Here is a 17,281-nt window from a genome sequence, read left to right on the forward strand (position 1 = left end):
GGACGGACGGACCGGGGGGCGGCGCTCGCGCGTAGGCTCTGGGCATGTCGAACGCGATCATCACGGCCCGCGGGGTGGGGCTGGACCTGGGCGGAGTGCCCGTGCTGCGCGGCGTCGATCTCACCGCCGCCCCGGGTGAGATCGTCGCCGTCATGGGGGAGAACGGCGTCGGGAAGTCCACGCTGCTGCGCTGCCTGGCCGGCCTGCACCCTTCGCCGCGCGGCGAGATCGACGTCCTCGGCGGGCCTCCGGCGGACCTGCCCGACTTCTGGCGGCACGTCGTGCAGGCCGGCGACGAGCCCGCCTGGTATCCGGGCCTGAGCGTCCGCGAGCACCTCGAGCTGATGGAGGCCGTGCACCAGGACGCCCGCCTGACGGTCGGCGAGGCGCTGGAGACCTTCGAGCTGACCGCCAGGGCCGATCTCGCCCCGCTGTCGCTGTCCACCGGTCAGCGGCAGCGGCTGTCGCTGGCGATGGCGCTGCTCCGGCCGAGCCGCCTGCTCCTGCTCGACGAGCCGGAGCGTGGCCTGGACGCCGGGTTCAGGCAGCGCCTCGCGGAGATCCTGCGCGGCTACGCCGCCGACGGCGGCACGGTCGTGATGGCCACCCACGACGCGCGGCTGGCGCAGGACGCGGGAGCCCGTGTGATCACTCTGCGGGCGGCGTCGTGATCCCCGCGGCCGCGCGGACGCATCCCGCCTTCGCCTACCTGCGCGCTCACCGTGGGCGGCCGGCGACCTGGTCGGATCGCTACACCAGCGTTTTCGGCCTGCTCGTCGCCTCCGCGGTGCTCGGCCGCCCGGTCGCCGAGGCGATCGGCGGGCTGGCCCGGCACGCCGACCCGGGACGGATCGGCGCCGGATTCGCGCTGGTCGCGGCGGCCTACGCGGGTTTCCTCGTCCTGGCGCGGGCGCTCGGCCCCGTCGTGCTGCCCGCCGCCGACGCCGCGTGGCTGGTGACCTCGCCGCTGCCCCGCCGGGCCGTGCTGAGCCGTACGGCGCTGCTCCTGCTGTCGGCGGCGGCGCTCGCCGGGGCGGCGCTCGGGCTCGCGGCGCTGTCGGTGTTCGGAGCCCCCGGCGAGCTGGGTGTGCGCCTGGCGGCGGCGCTGGTGCTCGGCGTGGCCGCGGGCGCGGGAGGCATGGCCGCGGCGGTGCTCGGCCAGCAGTCCCCCGCGGCGGACACCCGGCTGCAGTTCCTGATCGCCGGAATCTTCTCCGTGGCCGTGCTCGCGGCCGTGTCCGGCGCGGGCCCCGGCCGGCGGATGCTCGCCGCCGTCGCCGGGGCGCCCGCGTCCCTGGGCGCGGCGGTCGCGGGCGTCGCCTCCGTGGTGGCCGCGATCCTGGTGCGGCGGGCCTGGGCGGCGCTCGGCCGCATCCCCGCCCGGACGATCCTGGCCTCCTCGACCCGGACGGCGCGGGTGACCTCGGCTGCGACCACGCTGGATCCCGGGATGCTCACCTGGGTCGCGGAGGACGTCCACTGGCGCGGCCGGGCGCTGCGCTCCCGCCCCTGGCCCCGGCCGGTGTCGCGGCTCGGCCCGGCGCCCGCGCTGGCGTGGCAGGAGTGGCTGCGGGTGGGCAGGCGACCGGGCCGTCTGGCGGCGCTGCTCTGCGCGGCGGCGTTGCCCGCCGTCTGCGCGAACGCTGTCGGCGCGAACGCTGTCGGCGCGAACGCTGTCGGCGCGAACGCCGTCTGCGCGAACACGGCCGGCGGTGCGGCGCCGGCGGCCGGGGTGCTGCTGTGCGGAGCGCTGACCGCCGCCGCGATGTGCACCGGAGGGGTCCGGCGCGACGGCGGCGACCCGGCCCTGGCCCGGATGCTGGCCGTGGACGGCAGGGCCGCCACGGCCGCCCGGGCGGTGCTGCCCGCGCTGCTGACCGCGGCCTGGTCGGCGCTCGCCCTGGTGGGCCTCCAGGCCGTGGGCGCGCTCCCGGCCGGGCCCTGGTGGGCGCTCGGACCGGCGGCCGCGCCCGCGCTGGCGGCGGGGGCGCTGCGGATGGCCAGGCGGCGGCCCGTCGACCACTCCATGCCGGTCATCGACACTCCCGGCGGCGCGGTGCCGACCGGCCCGCTCATCTGGGCGGCGACGGGGCCGGACATCGCGCTGCTCGGGTCCCTGCCCACGCTCGCGGCGCTGGTCACGCCACCCGCCGACGTCCTGCCGTACGTCGCGGCGCAGGCCGTCGCCGGGGCCGCGGTGCTCGCCGCCTACATTCTGCGGCCGGGCCGCGGGAGCCGCCCGTAGCCGCGCCCGGCCGGTGAGAGCGGTGCTACGGTCCGTGACCGGACTGTGATCCGGATTGTGACTGCGCCGAGTCAGATCTCGGCGTACTTTCGGTCAAGGGCTTGCCGTACCGCAGGGGAGGCGCGTGACCGAGACCCGGCACGAGACGTCGGCGGAGGACCTCGTCGCCGAGTTCGACGCGGAGCGTCCCGCCCGGCGCCTTCCGGGCCGCCCGGCGGCACTCGTCACGATCGTCGCGCTCGCCCTGTCGCTCTACGCGCTCTACCAGACCTTCCGGCCGGGGCCGGTCCTGCCCTACCGGATGGCGTTCCTCGCCGTGGTGCTGCCGCTGGCCTTCGTCTGCTACAAGGCGCGGCGCGGGGGCCGGGACCGGCCCCGTGGTGATCGAATCAGCGTGCTCGATTGGGCGCTCGCGGCGCTGTCCCTGGCCGTCTGCGCGTATCCGCTCGTCGTCTTCGACGACCTCATCCGCCGGGCGTACGCGCCGACGCCGCTCGACGTGGCGGCGGGCGCGCTGCTCACGCTGCTGCTGCTTGAGGCGTGCCGGCGGACCGTGGGCTGGATCCTGCCCGTCGTCTGCGCGGTCTTCTTCGCCTACGCCTACTACGGCGGCTACCTGCCCGCCGACTGGGCGCTGGGCCACCGGGGCTATGACCTGGACCGGATCGTGGCGTCCTTCACGATGGGCACCGAGGGCGTGTACGGCGTGCCCCTCGACGTCGCGGCGACGTACATCATCCTGTTCACGATCTACGGCGCGGTGCTCGACCACTCGGGGGCGGGGCGGTTCTTCGTCGACGTCTCCTTCGCCGCGTTCCGCCGCTCGCGCTCCGCGCCGGGACGCACCGTCACGCTCGCGGGGTTCCTGCTCGGCACGGTGAGCGGCTCCGGCGTGGCGACCACGGTGAGCGTGGGCAGCGTGGCCTGGCCGATCCTGCGCCGGGCCGGCTACCCGCGCGAGCAGGCCGGGGGAGTGCTGGCCGCGGCCGGCATCGGCGCGATCCTGTCGCCCCCCACCCTGGGCGCGGCGGCGTTCATCATCGCCGAATACCTGCGGGTGAGCTACCTGACCGTGCTCGTCTACGCCACGATCCCGACCCTCCTGTACTACCTGGGCGTCTTCCTCGCGATCGAGATGGACGCCCGCAGGTACGGCACGCGCGCCGTTCCGGTGGACGTGGGGAGTCCCTGGCCGCTGATCAGGCGCTTCGGCTACCACTTCAGCTCGCTCTTCATGATCATCATCCTGATGGCCCTCGGCCAGTCGCCGTTCCGCGCGGTCGTGTACGCCACGCTGCTGGCCTTCGCGCTGTCGTTCCTGGACCGCACTCCCGGCGGCGAGCACCGGCTGACCCCGCGTCGTGCGGTGCGGGCCCTGGCGGCGGGCGCCACCGGCGTGCTGCCGGTTGCGGTCACCTGCGCGGCGGCGGGCACGATCGTCGGCGTGGTCACGCTCACCGGGCTCGGGCTCAAGGCCGGCTCGCTGATCGTCGGCCTGTCCGGGGGGAACCTCGCGGCCACCGCCGTGGCCTGCGCGCTGGCCGTGCTGCTGCTCGGGCTGGCCGTGCCGGTCACGGCGTCCTTCGTCATCGCCGCCGTGATCATCGGCCCCGCGTTGCTGAACCTCGGCGTCACCCCGGCCGAGGCGTACATGTTCATCTTCTACTACGCCGTGCAGTCCGAGGTGAGCCCGCCGACGGCGCTGTCGGCCTTCGCCGCCTCGGCGATCACGGGAGGCAACGCGCACCGCACGATGTGGGCCACCTGGAAGTACACGCTCCCGGCGTTCCTCGTGCCCTTCGCGTTCGTGCTCACCCCGTCCGGTGCGGCTCTGCTGGCGCAGGGCCCGATCGGCGGGATCCTGCTCGCCGCGGCCGTGTCCACGCTGGCCGTGGCCGTCCTCGCGGTGGCCACCGGCGGCTGGATCAACGGCCCCGCCGGCCCGGCCGAGCGGGGCCTGTGCGCGCTGGCGGCGGTCCTGCTGCTCGTCCTGTCGCCCTGGCCCGTGCTGGCCGGGCTGGGCGTCGCGGCCCTGGCACTGGCCGTCCACTTCGTCCGCAGACACAGGGAGGCGCATCCGTGAGGTTCAGGCTCGTGACGGCGCTGGCCGTCACCGCGGCTCTGCTGGCCGCCGGTTGCGGAGGCGACCGGTCGGGCGCGGGGGGCGGCACGGGCGGCGGGACCCGCCTGTCGATCGCCACCGGCAACACCACCGGCGTCTACTACGTGCTGGGCGGGGGGCTCGCCGAGCTGATCGACAAGCACCTGCCCGGCCACCGGGCGACCGCGGAGGCCACCGGCGCCTCGGTCGAGAACATCCAGCGGGTGGTCAGGGGACAGTCGGACATCGCCTTCACGCTGGCGGACACGGCCGCCGACGCGGTCAAGGGCACCGGCGCCTTCACCGCCCCGCAGCCGATCCGCGCGCTCGCCCGGCTGTACGGCAACTACACGCACGTGATCGCACGGACCGACGCCGGGATCACCTCCGTCGCCGCCCTGCGCGGCAAGCGCGTGTCCACGGGCTCGCCGAACTCGGGAACGGAGGTGATCGCGCTGCGGATGCTCGCCGCCGCCGGGCTCGATCCCGGCAAGGACGTCGAACGGCAGGCGCTGTCGCTGCCCGAGACCGTGCAGGGGCTCAAGGACGGCACCCTCGACGCGCTGGTGTGGTCGGGCGGGCTGCCCACCTCGGGCATCACCGACCTGGTGACGAGCATGGGCGACGAGGTGACCTTCGTGCCGCTGAACGACGTGCTGCCCGCCATGCGCGCCGCCCACGGTCCCGTCTACGCGGAGGGTGTGATCCCCAAGGCGGCGTACGGCACGCCGTCCGACGTGCCGACCATCGTCGTGCCGAACCTCCTCGTGGTGAACGCGGGGATGGACGCGAAGCTCGCGGAGGACCTCACCCGGCTGGTCTTCGACCACAAGGCCGACCTGGAGAAGGTGCACGCGTCGGCCAGGGACATCACCCTCGCCGACGCGCCGGAGACCGACCCGGTGCCGCTGCACGAGGGCGCCAGGAAGTTCTACGGCTGACCGCCGCGGCGCGGCTCACAGACGGGTGAGACCGGTGACGTGGAGGACGGCGTAGCCCTCCTCGTCGGAGGCGGCCAGGTCCACCTCGGCGCTGATGCCCCAGTCGTGGTTGCCCGCCGGGTCGTCGACGATCTGACGCACCCGCCACAGCTCCTTCTCCTCCTCGATGAGCAGGAGGGCCGGGCCGCGGGCGGCCGGACCGGTGAGGACCTCGCCGTGCTCCTCGTAGTAGGCGTCCATGGCCGCGCCCCAGTCGACGTCCGGGTAGAGCTCGGCCAGCTCCTCCTCGCGGTCCAGCGCGATGAGCTCCACCATGCGGAACATCGCGTTGCGGACCAGCACCCGGAAGGCGCGCGCGTTGGCGGTGACCGGCCGGGTCCTGGTCTCCAGCTCCTGCCCGGCCGCCAGCGCCTCGGCGGGGTTGGCCAGCTTCTCCCACTCGTCGATCAGGCTCGAGTCGACCTGGCGCACCAGCTCGCCGAGCCATTCGATGAGGTCCACCAGGTCGTCGGTCTTCAGGTGCTCGGGCACCGTCTTCGACAGCGTGCGGTAGGCGTCGGCCAGGTAGCGCAGCACCGTGCCCTCCGAGCGGGCCAGCTCGTAGAACTGGATGTAATCGGTGAAGGTCATGGCCCGCTCGTACATGTCGCGCACGATCGCCTTGGGGCTGACGACGTGGTCGCCGACCCACGGGTGCCCGCGCCGGTAGGTCTCGTAGGCGCCGAAGAGCAGGTCGGCCAGCGGCATCGGATGGGTGATCTCGGCGAGGCGCTCCATCCGCTCCTCGTACTCGATGCCGTCGGCCTTCATCTGGGCGACCGCCTCGGCCCTGGCCTTGTTGAGCTGGGCGTGCAGGATCTGACGGGGGTCGTCCAGCGTCGACTCGACGATCGAGACCATGTCCAGCGCGTACGTCGGGGAGCCGGGGTCGAGCAGTTCGAAGGACGCCAGCGCGAAGGTGGACAGCGCCTGGTTGAGCGCGAAGTCCTCCTGCAGGTCCACGGTGAGCCGGGCCATCCGCCCGTGTTCGTCGGGCTCGGCGAGCTTCTCCACGATGCCGCCGGCCAGCAGAGAGCGGTAGATCGCGATGGCGTGGCTGATGTGGCGGCGCTGCGCCTTGCGGTCCTCGTGGTTGTCGGTGAGCAGCCGCTTCATCGCCTGGAAGCAGTCGCCGGGACGGTTGATGATGGACAGCAGCAGGGCGTTGCTGACCTTGAACCGGGAGGTCAGCGGCTCGGGCTCGGCCGTCTGGAGCTTCTCGAACGTCTCCTCGCTCCAGCCGACGAACCCCTCCGGGGGCTTCTTGCGCGCGTAGCCGCGACGGCGCTTGGGATCGTCGCCGATCTTCGCCAGCGCCCGCTCGTTCTCGATCACATGGTCGGGCGCCTGGCAGACGACGTATCCGACCGTGTCGAACCCGGCCCGGCCGGCGCGCCCGGCGATCTGGTGGAACTCCCGCGCCCGCAGCCGCCGCACCTTGGTGCCGTCGTACTTCGACAGCGCGGTGAACAGCACGGTGCGGATCGGGACGTTGACCCCCACGCCGAGCGTGTCGGTGCCGCAGATGACCTTCAGCAGGCCGGCCTGGGCCAGGCGCTCCACCAGGCGGCGGTACTTCGGCAGCATGCCCGCGTGGTGCACGCCGATGCCGTGCCGTACGAGCCGGGACAGGGCCCGGCCGAAGCGGGTGGTGAAGCGGAAGTTGCCGATGAGGGCGGCGATGGCCTCCTTCTCGGCCCTGGTGCACATGTTGATGCTCATGAGCGCCTGGGCGCGCTCCATCGCCGCGGCCTGCGTGAAGTGCACGACGTACACCGGGGCCTGCTGGGTGGACAGCAGCTCCTCCAGCGTCTCGTGCAGGGGAGTGGTCCGGTAGGAGTAGATGAGCGGCACCGGGCGCTCGGCGTGCTTGACCACGCTGGTGGGGCGGCCGGTGCGGCGGGTGAGGTCGGTCTGGAAGCGCTCGACGTCGCCGAGCGTGGCCGACATCAGCACGAACTGCGCCTGCGGCAGCTCCAGCAGCGGCACCTGCCAGGCCCAGCCGCGGTCGGGCTCGGCGTAGAAGTGGAACTCGTCCATGATCACGGTGCCGACGTCGGCCTGCGCGCCGTCGCGCAGCGCGATCTGGGCGAGGATCTCGGCGGTGCAGCAGATGACGGGCGCGTCGGCGTTCACGGTGGCGTCGCCGGTCATCATGCCGACGTTCTCGGTGCCGAACAGCGCGCACAGGTCGAAGAACTTCTCCGACACCAGCGCCTTGATCGGCGCGGTGTAGAAGCTGATCTCGTCGCGGGCCAGCGCCGCGAAGTGCGCCCCGGCGGCGATCAGGCTCTTGCCCGAGCCCGTCGGCGTGGACACGATCACGTTGTTGCCGGAGACGACCTCGATCAGCGCCTCCTCCTGCGCTGGATAGAGGGTGAGCCCGCGATCGGCGTTCCAGGACACGAACGCGTCGAACAACGCGTCCGGCTCGGCGCCGGGATCTGAGCCGGACGGAAGACGGCGGAGGAGGCTCATGCTTTCGCTCACGCTCTTATCCTGCCCAAGACCCATGACTGTTTCGACCGGCCCGACGTACGGCAAGATGTGGCACAGCTACGTCAAAGGGGCGTGGCGCAGCACGAATCCGCAGGTCAAACTCACAAACTAGCGATATGGGGGAGAAGTGGGCCGGGCTCGGCACGCGCCGGGAGGCGGCGGTCGACGTGCTGCTCGCCGTCGCCGTGCTCGCCTTCGCGGTTCCGGCGGTGGTGTTCGGCCGCTCCGTCCCGGACCTGCCGTTCCTCACCGTGCCGTGGTGGGCGCAGCTCGCCGCGGTGGGAGCGGCGGCCGTGTCCATGCTGACCCGGCGCAGTACGGCGTGGCCGATGATCGTGGCCACCGTCGCCTGCGCACTGCTCGTCGGCCAGACCATGCCGCTGATGCTGGCGGCCTACTCGATGACGGCGCAGAACACGGTGCGCCGATGGCCGTGGGTGTCCGCCGCGCTCGCCGGGGTCTACGCGCTGACCGACTGGGCGAGCCCCTACACCGACCGGCTGCCCGTCGCCGTGGCGGTGCGGGCGATCACGCTGGTCGTGCTGCCCGCGCTGGTGGGCACCTGGGTGTGGCGCTACCGCTCGGCGATCCGGGAGCTGCGGGCGGGCGTGCGGGCGCGTGAGGAGCGCGCCGCCGCCCAGGAACGCCGCCGCATCGCGGGCGAGCTGCACGACACGGTGACGCACGCGGTCACCGTCATGGTGCTGAACGCCGGTCTCATCCAGGACGCCGACGAGCTCGACGAGATCCGCAAACTGGCCAGGAACATCGAGGACAAAGGCGTGCGGGCGCTGACCGAGCTGCGCGAGTTGCTCACCGCGCTGCGGCGAAGGGACCTGCCGCCCTCGGCGGAGAGCGTGGAGGGGATCCCACGCCTGGTCGAGGAGGGCAGGGCCACCGGCCTGCGCGTCGCCCTGCACTACGACGTGCCGGAGGAGAAACTGCCGCGGCAGGCCGGCCACGCGTGCTACCGCGTCGTCCAGGAGGGCCTCAACAACGTGCGCAAACACGCGCCCGGAGCCGACGTGCAGGTGGTCTGCGAGGCCCACGGCGGTGTGCTGAACGTGTCGGTGGTCAACAGCGGCAAGAGCCGGGCCGTGCCGGTCCGGGTGCCCGCCGGCGCGGGAGGCGGCTACGGGCTGCCCGGCCTGCGCGAGCGTGTCGCCCTGGTGGGCGGGCGGCTCGCGTACGGCCCGACCGCCGAGGGCGGATTCGCGCTCACCGCCAGCATCCCCTGCTGCCCGCCCGACCAGCACGAGACGTGACCCGTACGCGTCACAGGCCGAGGTCGTCGATCTCCTTGAGCAGGGCCGCCCTGGAGCCGGGCGGGGCGGCGTCGCCGGGGGCCGTGCTCCCGGTCGCGTTTCCGGTCGTGCCCCCGGTCGCGCCCCTGGCCCGCCGGTCGCGGAACAGGTAGCCGCCGAGGATGCCGCCCGCGAAGCCGAAGACGTGGGCCTGCCAGCCGATGCCCTCGGCCGGCAGCAGCCCGGCGAACTGGTAGGCGAAGCACAGGCCCATGACCAGGCCGATGACGATGTCGATCAGGTGCCGGTCGAAGGCTCCGCGTACGAGCACGTAGCCGAAGTAGCCGAACACGAGCCCGCTCGCGCCCGCGCCGACCGTGGAGGAGTCGGCGGTGAACCACGAGCCGAGCCCGCTGACGACCGCGATCAGCCCGGTCACCCCCAGGAAGCGCCGTACGCCCCGGTAGGCCGCGAGGAACCCGAAGATGAACAGCGGCCCGGAGTTGCCCTCGATGTGCGCCCAGCTCCAGTGGAGGAGCGGCGCGGAGACGATCCCGGGCAGCCGCTCGACGTTCCACGGCCTGATTCCGTAGCTGTAGCTGAGCGAGTAGGCCGAGGCCCAGTTGGCCACCTGCACGACCCAGATCAGCGCCAGGAATCCGACCATGACCCAGAAGGCCTTCCGGGCCTCGGCGATCATGATTTCGGCGGTGCGGCCGTCGCTGACAGAACCTTTCCCGTCACTGAGCATCACGCGGGAAAGATACCGCCGACGGCCGCACGAGTCACTGGGTTCGCCGGGGGCCGGCCGGCTCCTGACCGCCGCCGCCCGGCGCGCCCCCCGGGTGCCTACGCGCGTTCGATGACGACAACCGGGATCTCCCGGTCGGTCTTGGTGACGTACTCGTCGTAGGCGGGCCAGGTGGCGGCCATCGTCCGCCACATGTCCGGTCGTTCCTCGGCGGTCGCCGTACGGGCACGCGCCTTGAACCGGTCCCCCTTGATCTGGAACTCCACCTCCGGATCGGCTTGGAGGTTGACGTACCACAGGGGGTGCTTGTCGGCCCCGCCCTTGGAGGCGACCACCAGGTAGGCGTCGCCGTACGGCTGGTAGATCAGCGGGGTGCTGCGAGGCTGCCCCGACTTGCGGCCCCTGGTGGTGAGGATGGCCACCGTGGTGCCCTCCCAGTCGTGGCCTTCCTCACCGTCGGTCTCGATGTAGCGCTTGACGTGTTCCTGTCCGAAAAGCATGTCGGTCACCTTCCCACCGGAGGGGCATCAACGCAGAGAGGGAGCAATTCAGGCCTGATCAACATCAGGGCAGATCAACATCAGGGCAGATCAACATCAGGGCTGAGCGGTTCGGGGCGGATCGATCAGGGGATCAACCGCCCGAGGCTTCGGCCAATTCCAGGGCAACCTGCAGTCCCGCCGCGGTCCGCTCCTCCTCGGTCATCGACTCGTCGCGGATGAGGAACCAGGCGGCGTGCATCGCGAACAGCGCCATCGAGCGCCGCAGCCTGACCGGCAGCGGGTCGTCCGGCTCGCACAGCGCCTGCATCAGCTCGCCCATGCGCTCGCGCATCAGGTCGACCTTGGCGTGGCCCTGCAGCGCCGTCTTGTTGCGGTCCATGAACTGCATGACCTCGTGGTGGCGCCCGCGGGTCATCTGGGCGGAGTAGCGGCGGATGAGCTCTCCGCGGATCTCCGGGGTGTGTGGGTGCCCGCCCGCCCACGCGATGAGCTCGTCCAGTGCCTTGACGCGGTCTTCGATCAGGCTGGCGACGATGTCCTCCTTGGTCCGGAAGTGGTAGTAGAGTGCCGCTTTGGTCACGCCGAGGGCCTCGGCTATCTCCCGGAGCGACGTCGCCTCGTACCCCTGCTCGGTGAAGAGCCTGATCGCGACCTCCTGGATGCGGCTGCGTGTGTCGGTATGAGCGCCCATTCCCTGCTGTCCCTAATTAACTTGACGGCCGGCAAGTAAGGACAATACCGTGCCTCGGGCACTAGCCTGTCGGCAAGTAAGTAATTTCCTTCAAAGGGGGCACCCATGACTACGGAGACCGCGGCCGCGCCCGGCCGGTCCCGGGAAGTGATGATCGTCTTACCCGGTCTCATGCTGGCGATGATGCTGGCGATGCTGGACAACATGATCGTCGGCACGGCGATGCCGAGGATCGTCGGGGAACTGCAGGGCCTGGACTACTTCACCTGGGTCACCACCGCGTACGTGCTGGGCACCACGGTCTCGACGCCGATCTGGGGCAAGCTCGGCGACCTGTACGGCCGCAAGAACGTCTTCCTGAGCTCGATCGTCATCTTCCTGGTCGGTTCCGCGCTCTGTGGCATGGCGGGCTCGTCGCTGTTCGGCGGCACCGGCGACGGCATGATCGAGCTGATCGCCTTCCGCGCGCTGCAGGGCCTCGGCGCGGGCGGGCTCATCGTCGGCGTGATGTCGATCATCGGGGATCTGGTCCCGCCCCGTGAGCGGGGTCAGTACCAGGGCATCATGGCGGCGATCATGTCGCTCGCCATGATCGCGGGGCCTCTCGTCGGCGGCTTCATCACCGACAACCTCAACTGGCGCTGGGCCTTCTACGTGAACCTCCCGCTCGGCGGCGTGGCGCTGATCTGGCTGATCCTCAAGCTGCACCTGCCCAGGCACCGCACCCAGCACCGCATCGACTGGCTCGGCGCGGCCGTCCTCACCGTGGCGATCACCGCGATCGTGCTGATCACCTCCTGGGGTGGCCAGAAGCACGGATACCCGTGGGGCTCCTGGCAGATCCTGGGCCTGGCCGCCCTGGCGGTCGTCACGCTGGCCGCGTTCATCCCCATCGAGCGCCGGGCGGCCGAGCCGATCCTGCCGCTGCACGTGTTCGCCAACCGCAACTTCACGCTGATCAACGTGCTCGGCTTCCTGCTCGGGTTCGCGATGTTCGGCGCGATCACCTTCCTGCCGATCTTCCAGCAGATCGTGCAGGGCTCCTCGGCCACCAACTCCGGTCTGCTCCTGCTGCCGATGATGGCCTCGTCCATGGTCGTTTCGCTGTTCGTCGGCAGGACGATCACCAAGACCGGCAGGTACAAGAGCTTCCCGGTGATCGGCGGCGTGGTCATGGCCATCGCCGTGTGGCTGCTGTCGACACAGGACGTCCACACCCCGTCCTGGCGGACCGGCGTCTACATCGCCGTCCTCGGCCTCGGCATGGGCTTCCTGATGCAGACGACCATGCTGATCGCGCAGAACAGCGTCGAGCAGAAGGACATCGGCGTGGCCAGCAGCGCCTCGACGTTCTTCCGCTCCATCGGCGGTTCGTTCGGCATCTCGCTGTTCGGCGCCATCTTCAACAGCCGCCTCGCCGACGAGATCGCCGCCAAGTTCGGCGCGCAGGGGTCCGCCCTGGCGTCCGGCGGCCCCCAGGTCGACCCGAAGCTGCTCGAGCAGATGCCACCGGCGGTCAAGGCCGGGTTCCTGGAGGCGCTCGCCAACGCGATCGGCTCGGTCTTCCTGTGGGCGGTTCTGTTCGCCGTGATCGTCCCGGTGATCGCCGCCTTCATCAAGCACGTCCCGCTGCGCAGCGGCGCTCCCGGCGCCGCCGACGGCGAGAAGGCGGAGCCGCTGGCGGCCGCCGCCTTCGAGTGACCTGATTCAGAGCCGGTACGGCGCACGCCCCCACGAGGGCATGCGCCGTACCGCTTTTTTCGGGCCGGTCAGCACACCGGTCAGGCGGACCGCTCGGCCCGGTCAGCCGACCAGTCGGTGTGGAAGGAGCCCTCCCGGTCGACCCTCCGGTAGGTGTGGGCGCCGAAGAAGTCGCGCAGCCCCTGCAGCAGCGCCGCCGGCAGCCGGTCGCGGCGCAGCCCGTCGTAGTAGGCGAGCGCCGAGGAGAAGCCCGGCGTCGGCACGCCGATCGTCGCCGCCGTCGCCACGACCCGCCGCCACGACTCCTGGGCCTCCTCCAGCGCCTGGGCGAACGTCGGGTCCACCAGCAGCGTCGGCAGGTTCGGGTCCGCGTCGTAGGCCGCCCGGATCCGGTCGAGGAAGCGGGCCCTGATGATGCAGCCGCCGCGCCAGATCGTGGCCATCGCGCCCAGGTTCAGGTCCCAGCCGTACTCCGCGCTCGCGGCGGCCATCTGGTCGAACCCCTGGGCGTACGCCACGATCTTGGAGGCGTACAGCGCCCGGCGCACGTCCTCGACGAGGCCGGAGTCGCCGGCCGTGCCCGAGGGGCCGGTGAGCGAGCGGGCGGCCGCCCGCTGCTCGGGGTGACCCGACAGCGCCCGCGCGAACACCGCCTCGGCGATGCCGGTGACCGGGACGCCGAGGTCGAGGGCGCTCTGCACGGTCCAGCGGCCGGTGCCCTTCTGCTCGGCCTGGTCCTGCACGACGTCCACGAACGGCTTGCCCGTGGCGGGGTCGGTGTGGCCGAGCACCTCGGCGGTGATCTCGATCAGGTACGACTCCAGGTCGCCCTGGTTCCACTCGCGGAAGACGCCGGACAGCTCCTGCGGGCTCAGCCCGAGGGCCTGCCGGAGCAGGTCGTACGACTCCGCGATGAGCTGCATGTCGGCGTACTCGATGCCGTTGTGCACCATCTTGACGAAGTGGCCCGCGCCGTCGGGGCCCACGTGCACGCAGCACGACACCCCGTCGACCTTCGCCGCGACGTCCTCGAGCAGGGGGCCGAGGGTCTTGTACGCCTCGGCGTCGCCGCCCGGCATGATGCTCGGGCCGTTGAGCGCGCCCTCCTCGCCACCCGAGATGCCGGTGCCGACGAAGTGGATGCCCCGCTCGCGCAGCGCGGCCTCCCGGCGGCGGGTGTCCATGTAGTGGGCGTTGCCACCGTCGATGATCATGTCGCCCGGCTCCATGACGGCGGCGAGCTCCTCGATCACCGCGTCGGTGGGCGCCCCGGCCTTGACCATGATGATCGCCTTGCGGGGCCGTTCGAGGGAGGCCACGAACTCCTCGACCGTGCTCGCCGGGAGGAACGCGCCTTCGTCGCGGTGCTCCTCCATGAACCGGGTCGTGCGGCTCTCTGTGCGGTTGTGCACCGCGACCACGTGACCGTGGTGGGCGAAGTTCCGGGCGAGATTGCGACCCATGGTCGCCAGCCCCGTCACTCCGATGTCTGCCTTGTCCATGTCTACAGTCATACCGTTCCACGTACGTGCGATCGGCCCCGGGTGGGCGTGTCCCGCGGCCGTCGCGATCAGCTGCGCCGATCAGTAACCGTAGCCGCCGGACGGTGTGAGCGCGATGGCGCCGGTCCGGCGAACTCGTGGCCCGCTCTTCCGCAGGTAGGAGGCGTGGGCAGGGGAAGGTCTGCCCTATCCTGACAAAACCCGCAAAGCAAGCGGGTTTTGTATAGACATGGCCGTCCGATGGCGAGGAGACTTGGCCTCCCGCCGGGCCGCTGGTAATTCACTACAGCCAAGAAGGGCTGGTTCCGAGCCGGTCCCGCCCACCGTCGTCGCTCACTACGGAGAAGAGACGTGTTCGCACCGAAGCCGGAACGGTCAGTCGTCGCGGTTCCTCCGCCCGGAGACGGGCCCGGATTCTGGGCGGGCGCGCCCAGTGCCGTGAGCCGGGACGGATGGATCTACCTGGCCTATCGGCTGCGCCGGCCGCTCGGTGACGGCCGTGGGTACGCCGTGGAGATCGCCCGCTCCGCCGACGGCGAGCGGTTCGAGAAGATCCTCACGATCACCAAGGAGGAGATGAAGACCGAGTCGCTGGAGCGCCCGACGCTCGTGGTGACGCCGGAGGGCAGGTGGCGCCTGTACCTGAGCTGCGCCACGTACGGCACCAAGCACTGGCGGGTCGAGATGATCGAGGCCGCCGGGCCGGCGGAGCTCGACCCCGCCGACGCGCGGGTGGTGCTGCCCGGCGACCTCAAGACCGGCGTCAAGGACCCCGTGATCCTCCACCACGGCGGCGTGTGGCACCTGTGGGCGTCCTGCCACCCCCTGGAGGACCCCGAAGAGGCCGACCAGATGGTGACCGACTACGCCACCAGCGTCGACGGCGTCGAGTGGACCTGGCAGGGGACCGCGCTCGACCGGCGGCCCGGCGAGTGGGACTCGCGTGGCGTACGGGTGAGCGCGGTCACGTTCAGTGGCGAGACCGTCATCGCGTACTACGACGGCCGCGCGTCAGCGGAGGAGAACTACGAGGAGCGCACGGGCGTGGCCATCGGTCCCGGCCCGTCCACGCTCACCGCCACCGGAACCGCCCCCGTCGCCCGGTCGGAGCACGCCGGGGGAGGACTGCGCTACCTGTCGATCGTGCCAGTGGCGGGGGGCCACCGCCTGTACTACGAGCTGACCCGCGCCGACGGGGGCCACGAGTTGCGCACCGAGCTGCGCTGACAGTCGCGGGGCGGGCGGCGGCGGGGGCCCCGAGTGGGGTCACGCTCCGACGGGATCGCCTCCCGGCGGGCCGTCCATGCCCGGGGGCCGGGCGGCCCGCCGGGAGGCGCCGCTCACGCGGCCGTTGCGGGCCTGCCGCTGGCCGGACGGCCGGGCTCCGACCAGGCCGCCCGACCGCTCCCGGGGGCGCAGCCAGTCGCCGAAGTCCTCGCCGAAGGAGTCGCGGCCGAGCACTTCGCGCAGCAGCGCGATGTCGGCGGCGAAGTAGGCGAGCAGTTCCTGGCGCTGCTCCCAGGTGAGCGGCCGCCGGGGCTGCCCGTCGCGCTGCAGCACCCGTTCCAGCGGTGTGGTGAGCCGCCGGCCCAGCACCGGATCGCCGAGCCGGGCGAGCCGGGCCAGGATCCGGTGCCTGCGGCTGTGCCGCGGGTGGGCCGTGACGTTCTCCCTGGGCACCTCGCTCACCAGCCCCTGCTCCACCCCGAGGAACGCGCAGATGCGATCGAGCGTGGCGGCGGGGCGGTCCACGAGGTCCCGATAGCGGAAGACCAGCACCTGCTCGCGGGGGAACAGGGCGAACAGATCCGCGAGCTGCTCGCCGTACCGCCCCAGGCCGACGTAGTGCCAGAACGGCGACCAGTCGTCGGCGATCCGCTGCTTTTCGGCCGCGCACGCCTCGATGACGTCGCCGATCGGCTCCAGGCCGGCCGACCACAGGTGGGTCCAGTTGGAGTGCGCGCGCTCCACGGGGTCGCGCAGCGAGATGATGAGCTTCGCGTCCGGGATCGCCTCGCGGATCCGCCGCTGCGCGGTGCGGTCGTACAGGTAGAAGGGGGTCGACTCGCCGCGCAGCGCGCCGGGCGCCGCGTCCGCGAACAGCGCCTCGTAGTCGGCGCGCCGCCACACGTGCTCGCGGTAGGTCTCCGCGTCTCCCGGCCCGCCCTTCGCCGGGGGCGGGCCGTCGGTGAGGAAGAACTTGGGCTCCTTGACGGGAGACATGAACAGGCGCGGGTGGCGGGCCAGCGCCGAGTGCAGGGCGGTGGTGCCGGCCTTCGGCACCCCGATGACCAGGAAGTCGGGCAGGGCCATGGGAGTCCTCCTACTTTCCCGATTGATTAAGTTGGTTTTGCCCCTTCCTTGTCAAAAGAAATCACCCGATGTCGGGGTAGTACCACCGAAATGGCCGCTAATGCCGTATCGCGGCCGGTGAGTGCCACGGCTCCCCGTCCGGCGCCCGGAGGGCCGCCCCCGGCCGGGACGCCCGGGAGGATCGGGTCGGCCCGGGAGGATCGGGTCGGCCCGGGAGGATCGGGTCAGCCGGAGGTCGCGCCGGCCTGGCCGCGCGCCGCGACCGCGGGCCGCACCCATGCGGCAGGCCGGTGACGGGCGAGTGCGGCGGCCCGCCGGTCGCCGTCGGACCAGACCTCGAACCACACCTCGTTGCGGCCGGACTCGCGGACCAGCCCCCATCGGTCGGCCAGCAGGTCCAGCAGCGGAAGGCCGCGACCGCCCTGGCTCGACCCGTGGGGGAGCGGATGCCCGGCGCACGGCGGCCCGGCCGATCCGTCGTCCTCCACGCAGACCCGCACGCGGTCGGGCAGGCACGAGACGGTGACGGTGAAGGTGCCGCCGTCCCCGGAACGGGAGTGGACGACCGCGTTCGTCGCGATCTCGCTGGTCAGCAGCACGCAGTCGTCATGCCGGGGATGGCCGCGCCCGAGCGCGGCCGACACGAGCCTGCGCGCCCGCCCCACCTGGTCCCGCCCACCCGCGAGCCGGGCCACGCGGTTTCCCGCGCCGTCCCCCGAGATCTCCATGAGCTCCTCCCAACGCGTGACCG

General features: G+C 72.0%; 14 protein-coding genes. 7 read left to right on the top strand and 7 right to left on the bottom strand.

The features are described 5' to 3' along the window. Positions 1–44 precede the first annotated feature (44 nt). The 4 genes from ccmA (at position 45) to ACGFIB_RS13025 (ending at position 5,287) form a co-directional block, all read left to right on the top strand. Positions 45–671: a heme ABC exporter ATP-binding protein CcmA gene (gene ccmA / locus ACGFIB_RS13010; protein WP_393371317.1), complete on the top strand. Its 627-nt coding sequence runs from the start codon at positions 45–47 to the stop codon at positions 669–671. Next, positions 668–2,245 (top strand): DUF6297 family protein, encoded by a 1,578-nt coding sequence (locus tag ACGFIB_RS13015; protein ID WP_393371319.1) that lies wholly within the window; start codon positions 668–670, stop codon positions 2,243–2,245. The genes ccmA and ACGFIB_RS13015 overlap by 4 nt, the downstream gene beginning before the upstream one ends. Before the next feature lie 124 nt (positions 2,246–2,369). Then, a complete protein-coding gene (locus tag ACGFIB_RS13020) occupies positions 2,370–4,328 on the top strand; it encodes a TRAP transporter permease (RefSeq protein ID WP_393371322.1) in 1,959 nt (652 codons plus the stop codon). Continuing rightward, positions 4,325–5,287: a TAXI family TRAP transporter solute-binding subunit gene (locus ACGFIB_RS13025; protein WP_393371325.1), complete on the top strand. Its 963-nt coding sequence runs from the start codon at positions 4,325–4,327 to the stop codon at positions 5,285–5,287. The genes ACGFIB_RS13020 and ACGFIB_RS13025 overlap by 4 nt, the downstream gene beginning before the upstream one ends. Before the next feature lie 15 nt (positions 5,288–5,302). Here the strand turns inward: ACGFIB_RS13025 and ACGFIB_RS13030 are convergent, their stop codons facing one another. Then, entirely contained in the window at positions 5,303–7,804 is a 2,502-nt protein-coding gene (locus ACGFIB_RS13030) for a DEAD/DEAH box helicase (RefSeq protein ID WP_191054536.1), read from the bottom strand. A 137-nt stretch (positions 7,805–7,941) separates the two neighbouring features. Here ACGFIB_RS13030 and ACGFIB_RS13035 point away from each other — a divergent pair, with 137 nt between their 5' ends. After that, positions 7,942–9,090 carry a sensor histidine kinase gene (locus ACGFIB_RS13035; protein ID WP_357243929.1) on the top strand — a complete coding sequence of 383 codons (1,149 nt, stop codon included), beginning with the start codon at positions 7,942–7,944 and terminating at the stop codon, positions 9,088–9,090. 10 nt (positions 9,091–9,100) lie between these two features. Here ACGFIB_RS13035 and ACGFIB_RS13040 read toward each other — a convergent pair whose 3' ends face one another. From ACGFIB_RS13040 to ACGFIB_RS13050, 3 genes are all read right to left on the bottom strand, one after another. Further along, positions 9,101–9,820: a rhomboid family intramembrane serine protease gene (locus ACGFIB_RS13040; RefSeq protein ID WP_357244319.1), complete on the bottom strand. Its 720-nt coding sequence runs from the start codon at positions 9,818–9,820 to the stop codon at positions 9,101–9,103. A gap of 98 nt (positions 9,821–9,918) precedes the next feature. Continuing rightward, positions 9,919–10,320 (bottom strand): nitroreductase family deazaflavin-dependent oxidoreductase, encoded by a 402-nt coding sequence (locus ACGFIB_RS13045; protein ID WP_357243926.1) that lies wholly within the window; start codon positions 10,318–10,320, stop codon positions 9,919–9,921. 133 nt (positions 10,321–10,453) lie between these two features. Next, a complete protein-coding gene (locus tag ACGFIB_RS13050; RefSeq protein ID WP_357243923.1) occupies positions 10,454–11,014 on the bottom strand; it encodes a TetR/AcrR family transcriptional regulator in 561 nt (186 codons plus the stop codon). A 105-nt stretch (positions 11,015–11,119) separates the two neighbouring features. On the opposite strand from ACGFIB_RS13050, the gene ACGFIB_RS13055 reads away from it, so the two are divergent. Further along, a complete protein-coding gene (locus ACGFIB_RS13055) occupies positions 11,120–12,715 on the top strand; it encodes an MDR family MFS transporter (protein WP_357243920.1) in 1,596 nt (531 codons plus the stop codon). A gap of 80 nt (positions 12,716–12,795) precedes the next feature. Here ACGFIB_RS13055 and gndA read toward each other — a convergent pair whose 3' ends face one another. Then, positions 12,796–14,217: an NADP-dependent phosphogluconate dehydrogenase gene (gene gndA / locus ACGFIB_RS13060; RefSeq protein WP_142570494.1), complete on the bottom strand. Its 1,422-nt coding sequence runs from the start codon at positions 14,215–14,217 to the stop codon at positions 12,796–12,798. A 351-nt stretch (positions 14,218–14,568) separates the two neighbouring features. Here gndA and ACGFIB_RS13065 point away from each other — a divergent pair, with 351 nt between their 5' ends. Next, positions 14,569–15,444, top strand: a complete 876-nt coding sequence (locus ACGFIB_RS13065) for a hypothetical protein (protein ID WP_142570496.1) — start codon at positions 14,569–14,571, stop codon at positions 15,442–15,444. A gap of 39 nt (positions 15,445–15,483) precedes the next feature. Here the strand turns inward: ACGFIB_RS13065 and ACGFIB_RS13070 are convergent, their stop codons facing one another. Both ACGFIB_RS13070 and ACGFIB_RS13075 read right to left on the bottom strand, forming a co-directional pair. Beyond that, complete coding sequence (locus ACGFIB_RS13070; protein ID WP_357243917.1) at positions 15,484–16,530, bottom strand: sulfotransferase family protein; 1,047 nt, start codon at positions 16,528–16,530, stop codon at positions 15,484–15,486. Between the two features lie 224 nt (positions 16,531–16,754). Next, positions 16,755–17,258 (bottom strand): ATP-binding protein, encoded by a 504-nt coding sequence (locus ACGFIB_RS13075; protein ID WP_357243914.1) that lies wholly within the window; start codon positions 17,256–17,258, stop codon positions 16,755–16,757. Positions 17,259–17,281: the final 23 nt, after the last annotated feature.

The sequence above is a fragment of the Microbispora bryophytorum genome (genome assembly GCF_043197435.1).
Lineage (GTDB): Bacteria > Actinomycetota > Actinomycetes > Streptosporangiales > Streptosporangiaceae > Microbispora > Microbispora bryophytorum.

Bases quoted from the DNA above. Each gene is read 5' to 3' on its own strand.
- ccmA (WP_393371317.1), top strand. From the start codon at position 45: ATGTCGAACGCGATCATCACGGCCCGCGGGGTGGGGCTGGACCTGGGC.
- ACGFIB_RS13050 (WP_357243923.1), bottom strand. From the start codon at position 11,014: ATGGGCGCTCATACCGACACACGCAGCCGCATCCAGGAGGTCGCGATC.
- ACGFIB_RS13030 (WP_191054536.1), bottom strand. From the start codon at position 7,804: ATGAGCCTCCTCCGCCGTCTTCCGTCCGGCTCAGATCCCGGCGCCGAG.
- ACGFIB_RS13045 (WP_357243926.1), bottom strand. From the start codon at position 10,320: ATGCTTTTCGGACAGGAACACGTCAAGCGCTACATCGAGACCGACGGT.
- ACGFIB_RS13070 (WP_357243917.1), bottom strand. From the start codon at position 16,530: ATGGCCCTGCCCGACTTCCTGGTCATCGGGGTGCCGAAGGCCGGCACC.
- ACGFIB_RS13040 (WP_357244319.1), bottom strand. From the start codon at position 9,820: ATGCTCAGTGACGGGAAAGGTTCTGTCAGCGACGGCCGCACCGCCGAA.
- ACGFIB_RS13055 (WP_357243920.1), top strand. From the start codon at position 11,120: ATGACTACGGAGACCGCGGCCGCGCCCGGCCGGTCCCGGGAAGTGATG.
- ACGFIB_RS13035 (WP_357243929.1), top strand. From the start codon at position 7,942: ATGGGGGAGAAGTGGGCCGGGCTCGGCACGCGCCGGGAGGCGGCGGTC.
- ACGFIB_RS13075 (WP_357243914.1), bottom strand. From the start codon at position 17,258: ATGGAGATCTCGGGGGACGGCGCGGGAAACCGCGTGGCCCGGCTCGCG.
- gndA (WP_142570494.1), bottom strand. From the start codon at position 14,217: ATGGACAAGGCAGACATCGGAGTGACGGGGCTGGCGACCATGGGTCGC.